At 49.1% G+C, this 20,604-nt stretch carries 18 protein-coding genes; 12 read left to right on the top strand and 6 right to left on the bottom strand.

Annotation, left to right across the window (positions count from 1 at the left end):
• Positions 1-58: 58 nt before the first annotated feature.
• On the bottom strand, positions 59-424 hold the full coding sequence (locus AWQ21_RS03550; RefSeq protein WP_065713357.1) for a metalloregulator ArsR/SmtB family transcription factor: 366 nt from the start codon (positions 422-424) through the stop codon (positions 59-61).
• A 348-nt stretch (positions 425-772) separates the two neighbouring features.
• Here AWQ21_RS03550 and acsF point away from each other — a divergent pair, with 348 nt between their 5' ends.
• The 4 genes from acsF to AWQ21_RS03530 all read left to right on the top strand — a co-directional run bounded on the left by acsF (position 773) and on the right by AWQ21_RS03530 (position 4,856).
• Complete coding sequence (gene acsF, locus AWQ21_RS03545; RefSeq protein WP_065713356.1) at positions 773-1,852, top strand: magnesium-protoporphyrin IX monomethyl ester (oxidative) cyclase; 1,080 nt, start codon at positions 773-775, stop codon at positions 1,850-1,852.
• Positions 1,853-2,075: 223 nt separating this feature from the next.
• Complete coding sequence (locus AWQ21_RS03540; protein ID WP_065713355.1) at positions 2,076-2,918, top strand: inositol monophosphatase family protein; 843 nt, start codon at positions 2,076-2,078, stop codon at positions 2,916-2,918.
• 62 nt (positions 2,919-2,980) lie between these two features.
• Positions 2,981-4,003: an ATP-binding cassette domain-containing protein gene (locus tag AWQ21_RS03535; protein WP_065713354.1), complete on the top strand. Its 1,023-nt coding sequence runs from the start codon at positions 2,981-2,983 to the stop codon at positions 4,001-4,003.
• Between the two features lie 82 nt (positions 4,004-4,085).
• Entirely contained in the window at positions 4,086-4,856 is a 771-nt protein-coding gene (locus AWQ21_RS03530; RefSeq protein WP_065713353.1) for an alpha/beta hydrolase, read from the top strand.
• 2 nt (positions 4,857-4,858) lie between these two features.
• Here AWQ21_RS03530 and AWQ21_RS03525 read toward each other — a convergent pair whose 3' ends face one another.
• Entirely contained in the window at positions 4,859-5,785 is a 927-nt protein-coding gene (locus AWQ21_RS03525; RefSeq protein WP_083998047.1) for a homogentisate phytyltransferase, read from the bottom strand.
• Between the two features lie 69 nt (positions 5,786-5,854).
• On the opposite strand from AWQ21_RS03525, the gene AWQ21_RS03520 reads away from it, so the two are divergent.
• Positions 5,855-7,018, top strand: coding sequence for a class I SAM-dependent methyltransferase (locus AWQ21_RS03520; RefSeq protein WP_065713352.1), 1,164 nt, complete (start codon positions 5,855-5,857; stop codon positions 7,016-7,018).
• Positions 7,019-7,046: 28 nt separating this feature from the next.
• The gene (locus AWQ21_RS03515; RefSeq protein ID WP_065713351.1) at positions 7,047-8,123 is read left to right on the top strand and encodes a glycosyl transferase; all 1,077 of its coding nucleotides are present in this window, start codon (positions 7,047-7,049) and stop codon (positions 8,121-8,123) included.
• On the opposite strand, the gene AWQ21_RS03510 is transcribed toward AWQ21_RS03515, so the two are convergent.
• The 4 genes from AWQ21_RS03510 to AWQ21_RS03495 form a co-directional block, all read right to left on the bottom strand.
• Positions 8,120-8,677 carry a hypothetical protein gene (locus tag AWQ21_RS03510; RefSeq protein WP_065713350.1) on the bottom strand — a complete coding sequence of 186 codons (558 nt, stop codon included), beginning with the start codon at positions 8,675-8,677 and terminating at the stop codon, positions 8,120-8,122. The two genes, AWQ21_RS03515 and AWQ21_RS03510, sit on opposite strands and share 4 nt — an antisense overlap.
• 8 nt (positions 8,678-8,685) lie before the next feature.
• Positions 8,686-9,924, bottom strand: a complete 1,239-nt coding sequence (locus AWQ21_RS03505; protein WP_065713349.1) for a type II secretion system F family protein — start codon at positions 9,922-9,924, stop codon at positions 8,686-8,688.
• Positions 9,925-9,990: 66 nt separating this feature from the next.
• The gene (locus AWQ21_RS03500; protein ID WP_065713348.1) at positions 9,991-11,097 is read right to left on the bottom strand and encodes a type IV pilus twitching motility protein PilT; all 1,107 of its coding nucleotides are present in this window, start codon (positions 11,095-11,097) and stop codon (positions 9,991-9,993) included.
• A 124-nt stretch (positions 11,098-11,221) separates the two neighbouring features.
• The gene (locus tag AWQ21_RS03495) at positions 11,222-13,240 is read right to left on the bottom strand and encodes a GspE/PulE family protein (protein ID WP_065713347.1); all 2,019 of its coding nucleotides are present in this window, start codon (positions 13,238-13,240) and stop codon (positions 11,222-11,224) included.
• A gap of 407 nt (positions 13,241-13,647) precedes the next feature.
• Between AWQ21_RS03495 and grpE the strand changes: the two genes are divergently transcribed.
• From grpE to AWQ21_RS03465, 6 genes are all read left to right on the top strand, one after another.
• Positions 13,648-14,397 (top strand): nucleotide exchange factor GrpE, encoded by a 750-nt coding sequence (grpE, locus tag AWQ21_RS03490; RefSeq protein WP_065713346.1) that lies wholly within the window; start codon positions 13,648-13,650, stop codon positions 14,395-14,397.
• A gap of 117 nt (positions 14,398-14,514) precedes the next feature.
• Positions 14,515-16,470, top strand: coding sequence for a molecular chaperone DnaK (gene dnaK, locus AWQ21_RS03485; RefSeq protein WP_065715200.1), 1,956 nt, complete (start codon positions 14,515-14,517; stop codon positions 16,468-16,470).
• Positions 16,471-16,591: 121 nt separating this feature from the next.
• Positions 16,592-17,728: a molecular chaperone DnaJ gene (gene dnaJ / locus AWQ21_RS03480; RefSeq protein WP_065713345.1), complete on the top strand. Its 1,137-nt coding sequence runs from the start codon at positions 16,592-16,594 to the stop codon at positions 17,726-17,728.
• Positions 17,725-17,979 carry a sulfurtransferase TusA family protein gene (locus tag AWQ21_RS03475; RefSeq protein ID WP_065713344.1) on the top strand — a complete coding sequence of 85 codons (255 nt, stop codon included), beginning with the start codon at positions 17,725-17,727 and terminating at the stop codon, positions 17,977-17,979. Before dnaJ ends, AWQ21_RS03475 begins: the two co-directional genes overlap by 4 nt.
• A complete protein-coding gene (gene rsgA, locus AWQ21_RS03470; protein ID WP_065713343.1) occupies positions 17,955-19,052 on the top strand; it encodes a small ribosomal subunit biogenesis GTPase RsgA in 1,098 nt (365 codons plus the stop codon). The genes AWQ21_RS03475 and rsgA overlap by 25 nt, the downstream gene beginning before the upstream one ends.
• Before the next feature lie 46 nt (positions 19,053-19,098).
• Complete coding sequence (locus AWQ21_RS03465; RefSeq protein ID WP_065713342.1) at positions 19,099-20,487, top strand: IctB family putative bicarbonate transporter; 1,389 nt, start codon at positions 19,099-19,101, stop codon at positions 20,485-20,487.
• The last annotated feature ends 117 nt before the right edge of the window (positions 20,488-20,604 follow it).

Raw genomic sequence — 20,604 nt, 5'->3', positions numbered from 1 at the left:
AATTAATATTAGAATGTTTTTTGTCGATAAGCGCAGATCAAGTTGAAGTTGATTTGTTTTATTGTGCAAGTTTGTTAAGGGTGTGGCTCAGGATTTCAGCAACCCGTTGATCTCTGAGAGAGTAATAGGCTAGTTTCCCCTCATTCCGATATTTCAGGATTTTGAGATCGCGTAATTTTCGTAAGTGGTGGGAAGTCGTGGCAATTTTGATGTTGAGTAAAGCCGCAATGTCACACACGCAGAGTTCTTCACTTGTACTGAGAGCGGCCAGGATCTTGAGACGGGATTTGTCGGCTAAAGCGTTAAAGAGAATCTGAGCTTCTTCGAGTAAATCACCCTCTGGTAATTGTTCACTGGCTTGGGCCACCAAATCCGTATTAACACAGCGGACTTGGCAGATATCCTGTGATTTTGGCTTGATCACAACTTTTAAGGGCGCAAATTCTACAATTTAATTGTACTCATTGGGTCATCGATCCCAGAAGGTGAAGCATAAATGATCTGCTTTGTCAGATGACGCTTGGGCCTTGAGAGTAAGCTAAGAACAATGCCGCAAATTTTGCGCCCAGTAAAGGGGCGATCGCCTTTATTTCGTGATTTATCTTGCAATATTTTGTAACAATGTGTATCAACTATTCACAAAAAAGGGTTTAAACCCTGGTGTAGAGCTTGTTAGACTGTAACCTAACCAAAACCCCAAGTCTCACGCGGTTATATTTGGCAAAAAAGAGACTGATCCCCATAAAAAACGGAAGCAATAAACATTACAGATATGGTAAGCACTGTTAACAAATCTGCTGGCGTAGAGGAATTGCGCCCCGGCGTGAAGGTTCCGGCGAAGGAAACAATCCTGACTCCCCGCTTTTACACCACCGACTTCGATGAAATGGCGAAGATGGATCTTTCCGTCAACGAAGAAGAGATGGAAGCGATCATCGAAGAATTCCGCGTGGACTACAACCGTCACCATTTTGTCCGGGATGAGTCTTTTGATATCTCCTTCGACCATATCCAAGGAGAAACCCGGCAACTATTCATCGAGTTCCTGGAGCGTTCTTGTACCGCTGAATTTTCCGGCTTCTTGCTCTACAAAGAATTGGGCCGTCGCCTCAAGGACAAAAATCCCCTGTTGGCTGAAGGGTTTAACCTGATGTCTCGGGATGAAGCGCGCCACGCTGGTTTCCTCAACAAGGCGATGACAGACTTTAATCTGTCTCTGGATCTTGGGTTCCTCACCAAGAGCCGCAGCTATACTTTCTTTAAGCCGAAGTTTATTTTCTACGCCACTTACCTTTCCGAAAAAATTGGTTACTGGCGTTATATCAAGATTTATCGCCACCTCGAAAAAAATCCCGAAGATCGCATCTACCCAATTTTTAAATTCTTTGAGAATTGGTGCCAAGACGAAAACCGCCACGGGGATTTCTTCGATGCGCTGATGAAAACCCAGCCCAACATCCTCAACGATTGGAAAGCGCGGTTGTGGTGCCGTTTCTTCCTGCTGTCCGTTTTTGCAACGATGTATCTCAATGATACCCAGCGCCATGGTTTCTACGAATCCATCGGTTTGAATGCGCGGGAATTTGACAAGGAAGTCATTTGGGAAACCAACAACACTGCTGGCCGGGTCTTCCCGATTATCCTCGATGTTGAAAAGCCTGAGTTTTACGAACGTCTCGAAACCTGTGTAAAGAACAGCGAAAAGTTGCGGGAAATCGATGCTAGCGAAGCGCCTGCGCCTGTGAAGTTGTTGAAGAAGCTGCCGGCTTATCTTTCTAATGCAACTCAATTCATCAGCCTCTATTTGATGAAGCCGATCCGCGTTGATCAACTGGCTGGCACAGTCCGCTAACACCTTCTCGCCCCCCCCCAAGGGAAACACCCTCCGCCTTCGGCACCTCCCTCAAGGAGAGGATGATTTGCCTCCTTCTTTTTTAGAGGGAGGATTTTTTTGTGTAGAGATAGCGAGATTGAAGGGTTTTGGGCTATGGTTGTTTAGCCAGAGGAGGTATTGATTGACTCAGTGGCGATCGCCTTTTTTGGACTGGGATAACGTTTCTGGATCTAGCGCACCGATGGTTGATGCATTATTTTGGACGGATATTTTGACCTTTGCGGCGGACACAAGCCACCGGATTGGCGCAGAATTAACGGAAAAATTCGGGAAGCTCACGGCGGTACGCAAGGCCGATGGTAGCCTCGTGACAGAAGCAGATCAGTGGTCTGATCGAGAAATTTGTCAGGCGATCGCCAAAGCCTTTCCTGACCACGGCATTCTCAGCGAAGAAAAAACCCATGTTTTACCTGGGAATGATTGGTGTTGGGTGATTGATCCCATTGACGGCACAACAAACTTTACCCGGGGCATTCCGATCTGGGGCATTTCCCTGGGCCTGCTCTACAAAGGCACTCCTGTATTTGGCTATGTGCATTTTCCTTGGTTGCGCCAATCGTTCCATGGCTACTGGTATGGGGACTCCGGTTTAACGGGGCCGACGGGGGCCTTTTGTAATGGCGAACCGCTCCAGACCAGCGACGATGAACCAAGCTTAAACCATATTTTTAACCTCTGCGCCCGCAGTACAGCGGTGGCCGCCCAACCGAATTTCCCCTGTAAGATCCGCTTAATGGGGGTCGCCAGTTATAACGTGCTGATTGTGGCAGCAGGGGCCGCCCTGGGCGGGGTAGAAGCTACCTCAAAAATTTGGGATATTGCGGCGGTGTGGGCGATTATCCAGGCGGCTGGGGGAGCTATTGAATCCCTCGAACCCAATCCGATGTTTCCGCTCAAAATTGGTCAAGATTATGGCGATCGCCCGTTTCCTTGTTTAACGGCGAGTCGGGCCGAACTGATTCCCGTTTTTAAACCCTGGGTGCAATTTATCGGTGATCAAGTCTGCGAAAAATACGGATTGTAAAGAACTTCGATACAATACACAACTGAGTATTTTGACAAACCATTGCGAGGACTCCCCCGACCATGACTGTTGCGGTTGCCATTGACCACCTCCAGAAAAGCTACGGCACCACCCAAGCGTTAAAGGATGTCTCCTTCACGGTGGAACAGGGAAAAATATTTGGGCTATTAGGGCCGAACGGGGCGGGTAAAACCACGACGATTCGCTGTCTTTGTACCCTCGCCCAACCGGACGGGGGCCAGATCGAAGTCTGCGGCATTTCTGCTTTGACCCAACCGAAAGCAGTGCGGCAACGGCTCGGCTATGTGGCCCAGGAAGTGGCGATCGACAAAATTCTCACCGGGCGAGAACTGCTGAATTTACAAGCAGCCCTCTATCATCTCCCGAAAAGCTTTATTCCCCAGCGGGTTGAACAACTCCTCAATGCTCTGGGTTTAATGGACTATGCCGACCAAAAAACGGGCACCTATTCCGGTGGTCTGCGGAAACGCTTAGATTTGGCCGCAGGTCTCCTCCATCAACCGGATGTACTGGTCTTGGATGAACCGACGGTGGGCTTAGATATTGAAAGTCGCGTTGCAGTTTGGGATTTTCTGCGGCAACTGCGGGAAGCCGGGACGACAGTGATTATCACCAGCCATTACCTCGAAGAAATTGATGCCCTCGCCGATGGAGTCGCCATTATTGATCAAGGCAAGGTCATCGCCAACGGTACCCCCAATGAACTCAAGGATAAAGTGGGAGGCGATCGCATTACGTTACGTATCGAAGAATTTGCCACGGCTCAGGCTGCAGCAAAAGCCCAACAGGTCGTTTCAGCCTTAGATTTTGTCGAGAGCGTGATTATCAATGGCTCCCAAGGAAATTCTTTAAATCTGGTGGTGAGTCGCCAGGGCAATCACCTGAGCACCATTGAGCAAAGCATTCAGGCTGCTGGACTACCTATTTTTAGCTTGAGTCAGTCCCGCCCGAGTTTAGATGACGTTTATCTCGCGGCCACGGGTAAAACCCTGATGGATGCGGAGATTGAAGCGGCCAGTAAACGGGATCTCAAAAAAGAGAAAAAGCAACAGATGAAAGGTTAAATAAGCGAATCGTTTCTGAAGAATTTTTCCGTTAAACAGTTTATTTATTAAAATCCTCGCTGAAGATCATCAAAAAATATTTATGGGATGTGTTGTTCGGAATGGACGCCTACGTTTAAATCAAGGTCAGATTTTTTGGCGAGAAACAGGAGAAGGAAAGGCGATCGCCTTTATTCACCGGGAATATAGCGACAGCAGCCAGTGGTTAGAATTTTTTGAAAATCTAGGGCACGATTACCATTGCTTTGCACCAGATTTGCTGGGGTTTGGGGATTCTGATCCGGTAGTTTTGTCTCAATCAATTCAATGGCAGAGTGAAATCTTAGCGGAGTTTTTTAGTCAGTTAAATCTTAAGAAAATTTATTTCGTGGGAGATTCCCTTGGGGCTTGGGTAGCTGCCCGCTACGCTCTGAATAATCCCGAACAAATTCAAGGTTTAGTTTTGCTTTCCCCCATCGGTTTTGAAGCGCCAAATAATGCTGGTTATTTCCTTGAAAAATGCTTGCTATTACCCATCCCTATTTTGCCTTGGGGTTTAAAACTACTCTATCCCCTAGGTAAACTAATCGGCCTCGGTCAAAAGATTCAAAAACTGCTCAACTATCGACAACAATTACTCCAATCTCAGGCCAGTCAGCGACTCCTATTTCAGCGGCATCCTAGCGAAATCCAAGCAGAATATCTAAATCCCGAACTATCTCAGTTAAGCGCACCTACATTAATTATTTCACCGGATCAAGGTTCCCACCAAGCGCTATTATTTGCCCAGAAAATTTCCCAATCACAAATGGTTAAAGTTCAAGACAAAATAGAGACGATCGCCTTAATTCAGGACTGGCTGAAACAACAATAACTTTAAACCCAATGGGCGATGGGAAAGAGGAGATATTCTAGGAAAAAGAGCTTCCAGATAAACTGGTAAAAGCTGGCAATGGATTTTTTCGACTCAAGATCAATCTGACGACTACGCCACCATAGAAGACTGCCTAAAATAATGTGACACCCAATAAATAGCAGTTGATTCAAACTGGTAGTCATCGTTATTTCACCGAAAATCATACCAGCGTAACAGGCAAAAATAATCCCCGATGAAAGCTGAAAAATTCGTTTTTTGCCCAACAGAATTGTAAACGTTGTGATTTGATATTGGCGATCGCCCTCTAGATCCGGCACATCCTTGAAAATGGCGATCGCCACCGTAAACACAATAATAAAACCCGTCAACAGCCACACCGTCGGCGTAATCACCACTGGGTTCTGTAACATCGCCTGGAAATGGGCAAAGAGGCCGAGGTTAACCACCACACCCCGCACCGTAAAAATACACATCGCCGCGAGTAGGGGAAATCGCTTGAGGCGCACCGGCGGCAGAGAATACATCGTCCCAATCGCCAAGCTTCCCCACACCGTCACCCCAAGCCACAGGCCACTGAAAGCACTCACAATCAGCGCCAAAGCACCACAAAACCAGACAATGCACCAACCCATTTTCCGGGAAAAATGTCCCGCCGCCACCGGTAAATGGGGTTTATTGATTTTGTCGATGTCAATGTCCGTCAGTTGGTTGAGGCCGACAATAAAAACATTGCCTGCCAGACAAGCGAGCCAAGCCCCAAGCACAGACTGACCATAGACCCAGGAAACTGTTTCAGGGGTCACTGCCAACAGCGCCAAGGCCCAAACACTCAGACTCGTACCGATAATCGTATGGGGTCGAGAGAATTGCCACAGAGAGGCAAGAAATGACGGTCGCGGAACAGTGGGAGAAATAGAAGACTTCACAGATAAAAGGTTGCACCTCAAAAAGGCGGCAGCATACACTAATCGCACATCATTTTAACGGACTTGTCCATGGCTTCTCCCCTTTTGGCGATTCTCCAGGAAAAACTCCAAGCTACTCCTCACCAGCGACTCACTTTTGCTGAGTTTATGGAATTGGTGCTTTATCACCCCACGGCAGGTTACTACAGTAGCGGGAAGGTGGCGATCGGTGCCCAGGGGGATTTCTTTACCGCCACATCCCTCGGCCCAGACTTTGGAGAATTATTGGCAGAACAGTTACTCCAAATGAAGCAGATTTTGGGGCGATCGCCGTTTCAGATCGTTGAAATGGGAGCGGGTAATGGGGATTTAGTGCGGGATATTTTGACCTACCTCGAAAAAAATCATCCAGACGAACTTGAAGAGATTGAGTATTACATCATCGAAAAATCCCCGGCCCTCCGCCAGCAACAACAGGAAAAATTAACAGTCTTTTCCTCTGTAAAAATTCAATGGTGTGATTGGTCAGACTTTCCAGAAAATAGTATTCAAGGCTGTTTTATTTCTAATGAATTGCTTGATGCTTTTCCGGTGCATTTAGTCACAGTTCAAGCCGGCGAACTCAAGGAGATTTATATTCAATATGATCCTGCCAAGGATGCATTTCAAGAAGTAACTGATGTCTTATCCACGCCGCAAATTCAAGCTTATTTTGAGCGACTCGATCTTGACTGGTCTAGTTACCCAGAAGGGTATCGCACAGAAGTTAATCTGAGGATGTTGGGTTGGTTAGAGCAGCTACAGACCAAGCTAAAAACCGGCTATATTCTGACCATTGACTATGGTTATCCGGCGGCAAAATATTATCATCCCCAACGGTCTCAGGGCACTTTGCAATGCTATTTTCAGCACCGTCGCCATGATAATCCCTATGCCAATTTAGGCGAGCAGGATCTGACGGCCCATGTGGATTTTACAAGTCTGCAAAATCATGGGGAATCCCTGGGATTGAAAACCTTAGGTTTAACGCAACAGGGACTCTTTTTGATGGCCTTGGGGTTAGGCGATCGCCTCAATGCTTTATCCCAAAATCCCACCGATGTAATGACTCTCTTTCGTCGCCGGGATGCCCTGCATCAGTTGATCGATCCCATGGGTTTGGGGGGCTTTTATGTCTTGGTTCAGGGGAAAAATCTCACGGCTGATCAGCTTCAGATCCCCCTCAAGGGTTTAATCCAACCTCCCATGGTCTAAATTAATTGCAACGATTGCGGAAAGTTCTATGCGTCCTGTTTTGTATTTGGCGATAACAAGTCATGGGTTTGGCCATGTGGTGCGGGTGGCTTCAGTGGCGGCCCAAGTGCAGCAATTGTTGCCCGATGTCCTCTTGATTTTTGTGACGACGGCGCCCCACTGGCTAATTAAAAGTTATGTGAAAGGGGATTTTATTCAACGGCCGAAACGCTTGGATGTGGGAGTGATTCAGGCGGACAGTTTCTCCATGGACTACGGCGCAACCCTAGAGAAATTACGGGAAATCCGCAGGCGATCGCCCCGGATCATTGCGGGAGAAGTGGATTTTTTACGGTTAAATCGCGCCCAATTGGTCTTAGCTGATTTACCCCCCCTGGCGATCTCCATTGCCCATGGTGCCGACATTCCCTGTTGGTGTATGGGGAATTTTGGCTGGGACTTTATCTACCGGAGTTGGGGAGGAGAATTTCTGCCAGAAGCGGACTGGATCACAGCGCTTTATCGCCAAGGCGATCGCCTGTTTCGTTTACCCCTGCACGAACCCATGGGGAATTTTGCAAACGTTACCGATGTGGGACTGACGGGGGGTGATCCGCAATATGATCTAGCAGCCCTGCGACAAAAATTCCAGCTCCTTCATCCCAAGGAAAAAACTATTCTTCTCAGTTTTGGTGGTCTCGGTTTTGCCGGCATGCCCTATGAAGCGCTGGCGCAATTTCCTGATTATCAATTCATTAGCTTTGACCGTAACGCCCCCAATTTAGAAAATCTCCGCAAAATTACAGAGACCCAATACCGCCCCGTTGATTTTATGCCTTTGTGTGATCGGGTCATCTCAAAACCGGGCTTTAGCACCTATGCCGAAGCCCTGCGCCTTGATCTTCCCGTTGTGACGCTGCCCAGGGACGATTTTGCTGAAGGGCCAATTTTAATTAAAAATCTCCAACAATACGGCCACCACCAAATTTTAGATCCGGTGCAATTTGCCCAAGGCCAGTGGGATTTTCTCCGGGAAACGTCCCAACCACCCCAAGGAAATCAACCCGTCGATAAAACGGGCACAAAGGCGATCGCCCAAGCCATTGCTGAATTTCTTAGCCGTTAATTTCCGGTGACGAAAACCTCAGGGACAGACTCCGGTTCAGGCAGCGGTGATTCCTGGAGAACAAAGGGTAAGTGTGCCCCCGTGAGTCCTTTAATAATGTAGTCAGGTGTCGTCGGAAACACCACAAACAGAGGATGAATCTGGGCCGGAAGATTACTGACCATGTGGGCCTCCGACTCTGGCATTAACCACTCGTATTCTTGATCGAGGGAAACCTGGGTATGACGCCAGCGCAACAGTAGCTCCGAAAAGGTTTCCCCAGGCCGATGGATAAACACCATAATTTCCGCATCGAGCTTAATTTGCCACTCCGGATCACAGGTTAAAATCGCCAGATCACAGGGCAAAATAAAGGTTTTTGGGGTGGACTGCTGTTCAGTTTTACTGAGGAGGCGCATCACTGGCAGCGGAATCACAATTAAACTCCCCTCAGGACGCCGGACACTAGGCACGAGGGAAAGGTAAGGGCGATGTTGCTTTAGTAAGGCGATCGCCGTCCGTCGATCACTGTAGGTCGCTAAAAGCATTTCATACTGACTTTGCTGTCCGGTCATTGTTTGTCCTAACCCAAATCTTCAAATACCTTAAACATTGGTAGATACATCGATAGCAAAATCACGCCAACCATTGTTGCAATAATGACCATCATCGCAGGTTCCAAAATACTGGTTAACGCCTTCACGGTCTGCTCTACTTCATCCTCATAGAAATCTGCCACCTTCATCATCATGCTATCTAATTCCCCTGTTTCCTCACCAATGGTCATCATCTGAATCGCCAGAATCGGAAAAACTCGGTCACGATCGAGGGCCACACTTAACATCCCTCCTTCTTGAATTTCAGACTTGGCATCATTAATTGCCTTGGCAATGACCACATTTCCCGCCGTGGCACCGACGATGTCAAAGGAATTTAGAATCGGCACCCCAGACCGGGTTAGCGTCCCAAAAATCCGACAAAAACGGGCCACCGCATTTTTCCGGAGCAAGTCCCCAAATAAAGGCAACTTGAGTAACAGAGAGTCAATTTGCCACCGCCCCATTTCGGTGTTGTAGTAACGGCGGATCGCAAAAAAGAGAATATTGGCACCAATGATCATCAGGAGCACATTCCCAAAAGGCATCGGTAATAACCCTTCGTTAGTCCGCAGAAAGTTACTGATCCCCATCATGATGATCGTTAAAGCCGGAAGTTCCGTGCCAATACTTTCAAAAATATCGGCAAAAACTGGAATCAAAAAGACAGTCATCCCAAAGAATACTGCCACCGCCAAAAACGCCACCGCCATCGGGTAAGTCATGGCCGATTTGATTTGGTTTTCCAGTTTGGCCATGTCTTCGAGCACCTTCGCCAAACGGTTCAGGACTTCATCGAGTACCCCACCAATTTCCCCGGCTTCTACCATGCTGACATATAGGGTATCGAAGCATTCTTCGTGGGGCCGCATCGCATCGGAAAGGTTAACCCCCTGCTGCACCTCGGTTTTGATGGCGGTGAGGGCTTTACGCATCTTGATATTGGAGTGGTTTTCTCCCAAGATGCTCAAACAGCGAACGATCGCCACCCCAGCATTAATCATCACCGCAAATTGTCGCGAAAATACGGCTTTATCTTTAATGGAAACCTTAGCGAGGGCTTCTTCCAAAAACGAGAGATCAATTTCCCCCGGCTTCATGATTTTGCCCACTTCTGGGTAGCGTGTCGCTAGCATGGTGCGGGCTTGTTCGGGTGAATTGGCTTCGATTTTTTCTTTTAGTTTTTGACCGTTGCGATCAACGACTTGTGCGACATACTGTGCCATGGCTTTCGTTCACTGGGAAAAATGGGATAAAAGGTGTCTTTTGCCAGCTTAACCGACAATATTTGTTTAGCGACGTTTTGCGGTTGGACTGCCCCCCAATGCCCCCCCCACGAGTCGTTGGAGTTCATCGGGTTTACCGCTCTTCGACAAGGCTTCTTCGAAGGTAACACTTCCTGTGGCCACTAAACCCGCCAGGGCTTGCTCCATGGTTTGCATGCCGAGTTTCATCCCCGTTTGGATCGCTGAGTAAACTTGGGCGCTTTTTCCTTCACGGATGAGGTTGGCGATCGCCGGGGTGACGACCATAATTTCTTGAGCCATGGCCCGACCAAATTCACCAGGCTTCGGATTTGCTTTTTTCACGAGACATTGACTAAAAACAGCGAGGAGGGAGTTGGAGAGCATCGCCCGAATTTGGGGTTGCTGGATCGGCGGGAATACGTCTAACATCCGGTCGATGGTGCTGGCGGCGGAGTTGGTGTGCAAAGTACCGAAGACAAGGTGGCCGGTTTCCGCGGCGGAGATGGCCAAGGAGATGGTTTCGAGGTCTCGCATTTCCCCCACAAGGATAATGTCTGGATCTTCCCGGAGAGCGGCCCGGAGAGCATTGGCAAAACTTTTGGTATCTTCTCCTTTTTGCCGTTGGTGAAAGAGGCTTTTGTGATTCGGAAAAACGTATTCGATGGGGTCTTCGACGGTGAGGATATGTTCGGCCCGGGTGCGGTTAATCAAGTCCAGCATCGCCGCCATGGTGGTGGTTTTTCCCGAACCCGTTTGACCCGTCACCAGTACCAAGCCCCGGGGACGTTCGGCCATTTCCCGCACAATATCGGGTAAACCCAACTGATCAAAGTTGGGAATTTTAGAGGATAAAGCTCGCAGGCAGGCGGCATAACAGCCCCGTTCCTTGTAGACATTGACCCGGAAGCGGGCGAGTCCTTTGACGCCATAGGAGCAGTCTAATTCCCAGTTTTGCTCAAGATCCTTGCGTTGGGTGTTGTTGAGCATACTGAAAATGAGCTTCTGGGCCTCTTGGGCAGAAAGGGGCTCTTCGTTAATGGGGCCAAGTTTCCCACTGACTCGGAAATAAACGGGGGCACCGGCCTGGATGTGCATATCGGAGCCGCCCATTTCTACGAGTTGCTCCATGAGGTCTTCGATCATGTAATCCATTGGCTTGTTACTCCTTGGGCGATCGCCTGAGATAGGAAAAGAAAAAAGGTGGAGTGAAAGATTGTCGTTGCCATTATTTTGCCCAAAAGGCGATCGCCCGGGAACAAAGATTGATGAGTCTTAATTAAAGGCGGGGCGTCATACAGTAGGGGCAATCTAGCCAATCCGGCTGCAATTCAGCATTACAAGTGGTACAAACAAGGCCCGTTTTTCGTTTCGCTTTGAGTTCTGCCTCAAGACCAGAATCAGTAAAGGTGACGCGATCTACCTCTTCAAAAGTAGTATGGCCTTCTTTGACCAATTCCAAACTGTAGGCCAAGATACTCAACATGCCCTCTTGCACCGCCACTTCTTTAATCATGTCTGTGGTCGCGCCGCTGTTGATCAGTCGTTCAATTTCCTCGCTATTTTGCATGAACTCATAGACCCCGACCCGGCCTTTATAGCCGCCGCCACCACATTTGGGACAGAGACTGCCTGCTTCTTTGGCTACTTGAATCTGATCTGGTGTCAAGGTATTGGCCCGGTACACCGTTAAAGGACGGCGATCATTACTGGAAATGCCGTAGCGTGCCAACTCTTCCACTGTGGGCTGATAGGGGATACGGCATTCGCTACAAACCCGTCGCATTAACCGCTGGGCTAGGATCCCCAACAGTGACCCGGAAATCATAAAGGGTTCAACTCCCATCTCATCTAGGCGGGCGATCGCCCCTGGTGCATCGTTAGTGTGGAGAGTGGTTAAAACCAAGTGCCCCGTTAAAGCCGCTTCAATGGCTGTTTTTGCCGTTTCCTTATCCCGGGTTTCCCCCACAAGAATGACATCCGGATCCTGCCGCAAAAATGCCCGCAAAATTGACGCAAAATCCATCCCCTTTTCCCGGATGACCTGCACCTGCGTAATACCCGGCAACGTATATTCAATGGGGTCTTCTGCCGTACTGATGTTGATGCCCGGCTCATTGCGTTCCGCCAGGATCGAATACAACGTCGTTGATTTTCCTGACCCCGTGGGCCCCGTCACCAAAATCAGACCAAACGGCCGCTGGGCCATTTCCCGTACCTGCCCAAGGATGTCCTGGTTGGTGATCAACAAATCTAGACCTAACTGAGTTGAAGAATTGTCGAGAATCCGTAAAACAATTTTTTCACCATAGCGACTGGGTAAACTATTGACCCGAAAGTCCACCTTACGCCCCTTAAACATCCGCCGAATCCGACCATCCTGAGGTACACGACGTTCTGCAATGTCTAGATCGGCCATAATTTTGAACCGGGCGGTCACCGCGGGGACGATACGTTTTGGCAGCGGATCAAATGCATATTGCAACACCCCATCTTTGCGGAAGCGAATTCGTAAATCATTTTCCTGGGGTTCGATGTGAATATCCGATGCCCCTTCCTGGAGGGCTTTAAGGAGAACTTTATTGACGAGTTTGATGACCGGAGCAGAGCTGGCCTGATTTTCATTCATCAGGTCGGCACTTTCATCCTCCTGCTCATCTAATTCCCCAGTCACCCCCAGGTCGAGATCTTCAATATCAACTGCTTTTTTAAGTTCTGCTGCTTCGGCCGCCTTAGTTGCCTGTTCCTGCTGTTGAATTTGAATCTGGACTTGTTGCTCTAAATAGCCATCTAGAACCTGGCGATAATCGTCTTCTGTGATCACAATGCGTCGTAGCGTCAGATTTTGCAGACGAAAGAGGCGATTTAAATCATCTTGGGCGGCTAGGTTGTCGGGTTCTACCATCGCCACAATGACTTCATCTTGAATCTGACGAATCGGTAGGAGACGATGGCGGCGGCATAATTCTACCGGCACTAGGGAGTTGATCAATTCTCCCATCTGATCGATGTCAATCTTTTGAACTTCTGGATCAATGGAATTGAGACCATAGAGAATCTTCAGTTCAAAAAGATGATGCTTTTTGTATTGTCGAACTAGCTCAGGGGATAGGGCTTTCCCGGTTAATTCTTCGACAATGGCTGTGAGGGGGCGTCCACTACGCCGGGTTTCAACGAGGGCTTTTTCCATCTGTTGATGGTCTACAACTCCCTGTTGAATGAGCTTGTTGCCGAAAGGAGAGAAATCATTGCGGAGGGCAAGGGCTCTTGTCCGTTTTGGAAGGGAAGATTGGGTCATAGGAAAAACCAGACAGCATTGGCAAATGACGGCAGACTAGGCAAAAAAGAAAAGCGGGATAGTGGTTGAAAATGTGATTATTCGTATGTTCAATGCTGAATGTAGCAGAAAGAATCTGCTTTTTGGGATCAAGAGGACTAGAGCAGAGTAATGGCGACTGTTTGTGTAGGTTACGGTACCAATACTATTTCTTTCCAATATAGCGGTTGCTTGAAGTTTTGTTCTTTTTACCGGGGAAAGATGGGAACCATGGGGGACAATGTTACATTTGGTAATGTTAAAAGACCTATATTTGATGTTTTTACTCTAGGTTAGGCGATCGCCCACCAACACTACTAGGATAGAAACGACTAAAAACATCGATATAAACCCATAGCCAATCCTAAAAATAACTAGTTCAAGCAACCATGGTAGAAGACGCGAAAAATCTTGATAGCCCAATTGATCCAGGAAGCACGCCCGAGTCTGTTTCCGACGAGGCCCCCGAGACAACCATCGAGTCTAACCTTGGGGAGGATGCCGCGACGATCGAAGCTCAAGTCGAAACAAACACCGATACAGCAGACCAAGCCCCTGACCAGGAGGCCGATGACACGCCCCTCGATGGTGCCGAACTAGAAGCTGTCATTGCCGCCCTCCAGCAGGAGGTCAGTACCCTGCGTCAACAGCTCAGTACCCAAAGTCAACAAACCGAAAATTTCAAAAGCCAATATATGCGGATCGCCGCCGACTTTGAAAATTTTCGCAAACGCACCAGTAAAGAAAAAGAAGAAATGGAATTGCGCATCAAGTGCAATACCGTCAATGAAATCCTGGGGGCCGTTGACAACTTTGAGCGGGCTAGACTGCAGATCAAGCCTTCCACCGATGGTGAAATGACAATTCACAAAAGCTATCAAGGAGTTTACAAACAACTTGTCGATGGCCTGAAAAAAATTGGCGTCTCTGCGATGCGTCCCGAGGGCGAAGAATTTGATCCCAATTTCCACGAGGCGATCTTCCAAGAACCCACCAGTGAGCACCCAGAAGGCACTGTGATTGAACAGGTCGTGCGTGGCTATCTTTTAGGAGATATGGTGCTACGCCATGCCATGGTTAAGGTTGCCGCTGCTCCTGAAGAAACGCCTAACGACGAAACCAGCACCAGTGAAAGTTAAGGGTTAAACCCACATTTTTGCGATGGGGCCTATAAGCATAAACTGTTGCAGTTCCTGGCCCCAGACAAAATCTTCAGTAGTATTGAAAAAATCCTTATCGTCTTCCGGCTGCGAACCATGGGCAAAGTAATTGGCATCGATCTTGGCACTACCAATAGCTGTGTTTCTGTCCTTGAGGGCGGTAATCCCATTGTGATCACCAATGCAGAAGGGGCACGCACCACGCCAAGCATTGTCGGTTTTGGTAAAAGTGAGATTCGCCTCGTGGGTCAATTGGCAAAACGCCAAAGCGTAACCAATGCCGAGAACACAGTCTATAGTATCAAGCGGTTCATTGGCCGTCGCTGGGATGACACAGAACAAGAGCGGCGTCGGGTTCCTTACAAATGCGTTAAGGGAAAGGACGATACCGTTGATGTGGCGGTGCGGAAACAGGTTTTTACGCCCCAGGAAATTTCAGCAATGGTTCTCCAAAAGCTCAAGGCCGATGCAGAGGCATTTTTAGGCGAGGAGGTTTTTCAAGCGGTCATCACTGTGCCAGCCTACTTTACTGATGCCCAACGGCAAGCCACTAAAGATGCTGGGACGATCGCCGGTCTTGAGGTACTCCGAATCATTAATGAGCCTACGGCGGCAGCCCTTGCCTATGGTTTAGACAAACAGGATCAAGAACAGTTCATCCTGGTATTTGACCTTGGAGGTGGAACCTTCGATGTCTCAATCTTGCAATTGGGGGATGGGGTGTTTGAGGTCAAGGCCACGTCTGGGAACAATCAACTCGGTGGCGATGATTTCGACAATGCCATTGTGGAATGGATGGTCGAAAAGTTTCAGCAACTCGAAGGCATTGATCTAAGCAGCGATAAGATGGCCCTCCAACGGCTCCGGGAAGCGGCAGAAAAAGCCAAGATCGAATTGTCTAGCACCATTACAACGTCAATTAATTTGCCGTTTATTACCGCCGATGACACTGGCCCCAAGCATTTTGAAATTGATTTGAGTCGCTCGAAGTTTGAGGAGCTGGTCAAAGATTATATTGAGGCGACCCTCCACCCTGTAGACCAAGCTCTCAAAGATGCGGAATTAACGGTTGATAATATTGATCGAATTATTTTGGTGGGCGGCTCTACGCGCATTCCCGCAGTCCAGCAGGCTATTCAAGGTTTTTTCCATGGCAAACAAATTGACCGCTCAGTGAATCCTGACGAGGCGATCGCCATTGGTGCGGCGATCCAAGCCGGTGTCCTGAATGGCGAAGTAAAAGATGTGCTTCTCCTTGATGTCACCCCCATTTCCCTCGGCATCGAAACCCTCGGCGAAGTCTTTACCAAAATCATCGACCGTAACACCACCCTTCCCACCAACAACTCCCAAGTTTTTTCCACCGCCACCGATGGCCAAACTTCCGTAGAAATTCATGTCTTACAAGGTGAGCGGGCCCTTGCGAAAGACAATAAAAGTCTAGGGAAGTTTTTGCTTACAGGGATTCCCCCTGCTCCCCGGGGCTTACCCCAAATTGAAGTAAGCTTCGAAATTGACGTCAACGGTATTTTGCAAGTGTCCGCCCAGGATCGCGGCACCGGCAAAGAACAGGGCATTAAAATCACCAATACCGGTGGCCTTGACCCCGCTGAAATTGAAGCCATGCGCGCCGAAGCCGCAAAATACGCAGAACAAGACCGCCAGCGTCTCCAGGTAGTTGACCTTCAAAACCAAGCCGATAGCCTCTTCTATAGCCTAGATGCCACCCTGCGGGAAAATAGTGAATTGCTCACCGAAGAAGTAAAAACCCAACTCATTCAAAAACGTGCTGTTTTAGAACAATCCTTTACCGACCGTTCCTTCTCCAGTGCCGAAATTCGCCGCCTACTCGAAGACTTTAAGACGGCACTCCTGGCCATTGGCTCAAAACTCTATGACCGTGAGGGCGATACACCGACTTATCAGCCCATCTCAGTGGTTTCCATGCCAGATACTGCTGGCAATGATTTGATCGAATTTCCCACCGAGGCCGGCGTGGTCGTCGAAAATGGCGAAGGAAATATCACTGGGGATTACGAAGCAATTGACTGATTGGGTTGTGGCTAAACCTTGACCCAGACAAAACAACTATTCCCCACAACACTTTTCAGGTTTTCCCAGTTCAAGTTAAGATTGGTAAAGGCTAGATTGTGCTCGTTATTAGAAAAGGTTTATGGCAGGCGACTTTTACGAAATTCTCGGTGTCTCCCGTGATTGTGGGAAAGATGAACTCAAGCGGGCTTATCGTCGTCTAGCGCGTCAATATCACCCAGATGTGAATAAAGACCCTGGGGCCGAAGAAAAATTTAAAGAAATTAACCGTGCCTACGAGGTTCTCTCGGAACCGGAAACCCGAGCCCGTTATGATCGCTTTGGTGAAGCTGGGGTCTCTGGGGCCGGGGCTGCTGGCGCTGATTACGGCGACATGGGCGGCTTTGCTGATATTTTTGAGACAATTTTCAGCGGTTTTGGCGGTATGGGGACTGGTGCCACCGGGGGCGGTCGCCGACGCAGTGGGCCAATGCGGGGTGATGACCTCCGCCTAGACCTAAAGCTCGACTTTAAAGAAGCAATTTTTGGGGGAGAAAAGGAAATCCGTATTCCCCACCTAGAGACCTGTAAAATCTGTAGTGGCTCCGGGGCAAAGGCTGGCACTTCGGCAAACACCTGCGGCACCTGTAACGGTACCGGTCAAGTCCGACGGGCGACCCGCACCCCCTTTGGTAGTTTTGCCCAGGTTTCTGTTTGTCCAACCTGTAACGGAGAAGGGCAAGTAATCGCCGACAAATGTGAATCCTGCGGTGGTGCTGGCCGCAAGCAAGAGACGAAAAAGCTCAAAATCACGATTCCAGCTGGGGTTGATAGTGGCACTCGGTTGCGGGTATCGCGGGAAGGTGATGCTGGTGTAAAAGGTGGCCCGCCTGGGGATCTCTACGTTTATTTAGCTGTCAATGCTGATAAAGAGTTCCGCCGCGACGGCACGAATATCCTCTCGGAAATTGAAATTAGTTATCTCCAGGCAATCCTGGGGGACACCGTGAAGGTGAAAACTGTTGACGGCACAGAAGATTTAACTATTCCAGCAGGTTTACAGCCCAACAAAGTCCTCACCTTGGAAGGAAAAGGGGTGCCTAAACTGGGTAATCCAGTGAGCCGTGGCGATCATTTGATTACGGTCAAAGTCGTGATTCCGACAAAGGTAAGTCGGGAAGAAAAAGAACTACTGCACCAACTGGCGAAATTAAAGGGCACTGAACATAGCAAAGGTGGCTTTGAAGGGTTATTGGGGAACCTATTCCATAACAAATGAGCAATCCGCAACCATTAGAGGCAGACGCACGGTTAGATTTGCGGGGGACACCCTGCCCGATTAATTTTGTGCGTACGAAATTACAACTGAAGAAAATGGCCCCCAATGCCCTGCTAGAAGTGTGGCTTGATGCGGGGGAACCCATGGAGCAGGTGCCGGATAGTTTGACGATGGAAGGGTATTTGGTAGAAAAGGCGATCGCCCAACCGGAGGGCCATTACGCATTATGGGTCCGTTGTCCGGCGACATGAGTGGCGGAGCAACTCCAGGGAACCTCCAGGGAACCGTAACGGCGGTTCAGGCAAACTTCTACCATGTGCAACTCCAAGCCGGGGCAGGGCATTTGCTCTGTACACGACGGGCTCGCTTAAAAAAAATTGGTCAACGGGTCATGGTGGGAGACCAGGTCATCGTTGAGGAAGCAGATTTTCAAGACAGACGGGGGGCGATCGCGCAGGTTTTATCCCGCCGCACCGTTTTAGATCGGCCCCCTGTGGCCAATGCTGACCAACTGTTACTGGTGTTTGCCCTGGCGGAGCCATCTCTTGATCCCTGGCAACTGAGTCGCTTCTTGATCAAAGCAGAGTCAACGGGATTGCCATTATTACTCGGTCTTAATAAACAGGATTTGCTCTCGACAACAGAACAGCAGAGCTGGGCCGAACGCTTACAACAATGGGGTTATCGAGCTGTCTTTTTTAGTGTGATCCAGGATGCTGGCATGGCCGACCTAGAAGCAAGACTCAAGGATAAAATCACCGTAGTGGCTGGGCCTTCGGGGGTGGGTAAATCAAGTCTCATCAATCGTTTAATCCCTCAGGTGGCGCTACGGGTAGGCGAAGTCTCGGGCAAATTGCAACGGGGACGACACACCACCCGCCATGTGGAATTATTTTCGCTGCCCCAGGGGGGTCTCTTGGCCGATAGCCCTGGGTTTAATCAGCCGGATTGGTCGGTACTCCCCCAGGATTTGGGGGGCTATTTTCCAGAGATTCGTGCCCAACTCAAGGAAGAAAACTGCCAGTTCAAGGATTGTCTCCACCTGCAGGAACCCAACTGCGCGGTGGGACGGGATTGGGAACGCTATGAAATCTATGAGAAATTTCTTGAAGAGGCGATCGCCTACCGTGAAGCCCAGCAACAGCAACGGGATGAAGAAGACAATCTTAAAGTAAAAATTACAGCTGCAGGGAAACAAATCCAGGAACCGAAATTGGCGACCAAAAAATATCGGCGTACTTCCCGGCGGGAGCGGCACCAGAATTTAAAAGATTTATACGAGAAGCAGTCCCTCGATGAGTTGTATGGTGATGACGACGGCTAAATCTCCCCTACAATGAACAGTTACACAATACTGAGGTTGATGGTTCATGGCGGCAGTGTGGCAGCAAATTCTCTTTTTGCGCTTTCCCTTTGAGCCTTGGTTACGGGCCAGTGTAAGTTATCGGGTGTTCGGACTTTTACAGGCTTGGCGGGGCGGTAGTTGGTTATTGCAATGGGCAGAGCCCCTAGGGGCAATGGTTCTCTGCGTGTTACTGGTGGCAGCGCCCTTTGTTTCGACAACCTTAATCGGGTTTTTGCTGTTGGCCTGTGCGGGCTATTGGGTTTTACTGAGCCTGTCGGATCTCCCCCTAGGACAAGTGACAGGGATTCATCTTTTGGTGGCTCTGTATGGGGGCATTGCGGCGATCGCCACGGTCTTGTCACCGGTTAAGGGAGCGGCCTTATCGGGATTGGTGCAACTGTTGCTATATCTAATTTTCTTTGCATTTTGTGCGCGGATATTGCGATCGCCCAAAATTCTCGCAGGGGTCATTTGGGTGTATTTAATGGTGTCCCTGGTGGTGAGTGGCTATGGGATTCGCCAGGAATTTTTTGGGGTAGAACAGTTGGCCACCTGGAATGACCCCTTGTCGGAATTTGCCAATGACACTAGGGTCTACAGCTATCTGGGGAATCCAAATCTCCTGGCCGGTTATCTGCTGGGGGCGATCGCCTTTAGTGGGGTAGCGATGCTAATTTGGCGCACCAAGATCCAGAAAACCCTAGCAGGGGCCATGTTTGCGACCAATGCAGCCTGCCTATTTTTTACCGATAGTCGGGGTGGTTGGTTAGCCATGGTGGGGGCCGCCGTTGTGGGAGGGTTATTGCTCTACAGTTGGTATGGCGATCGCCTCAGTCCTTTTTGGCGCAAATGGTTGCTGCCCCTGTGTTTTGGTTTTGGGGCGGGGCTAATCCTGATTGCGGTATTGGGTGTTGATGCCATTCGTCTGCGGTTGTTGAGTATTTTTTCCTGGCGGGGCGATAGTAGTAATAATTTTCGGATTAATGTGTGGTGGGCGGTACTGCGGATGATTGGCGATCGCCCCCTGTTGGGGATTGGGCCAGGCCATGACGCCTTTAATGCGGTGTATCCCCAGTATATGGAAAGTCGTTTTTCTGCCCTGAGTGCCTATTCTATTTTTTTGGAAACTGCTGTGGAAACAGGCTTACTAGGTTTGACCACGTTTGTGTGGTTGCTGATTAATATCTTTAGCCAAGCTTTACAAAGCCTTAAAGACTTTCAGTCCCGGCATAAAATAGAAGGACTCTGGTTAGTTGGGGCGATCGCCGCTATGACTGGGCTATTGATCCAAGGTCTATTTGATACCGTTTGGTATCGCCCCCAGGTCAATACCCTCTGGTGGTTGATGGTGGGCATTATTGCCGCCCAAATCCCCCCGTCCCAACCCACCGGAAGAGACAACCCCAGCTCTTAATCTAGATTTTTTCTGCCTGGGCAACCGGGGGACGTTTTGTTCACTGGTGCCAGTGTATGGCCCAAAAGATTGATCGATATCTGCTCTTTGGAGAAGCGCAGTCTGATTTTTTAGTCC

This window comes from Picosynechococcus sp. PCC 7003, from assembly GCF_001693255.1.
Taxonomy (GTDB): Bacteria; Cyanobacteriota; Cyanobacteriia; order Cyanobacteriales; family MRBY01; genus MRBY01.
This window is presented reverse-complemented; position numbering and strand designations above follow the sequence as displayed.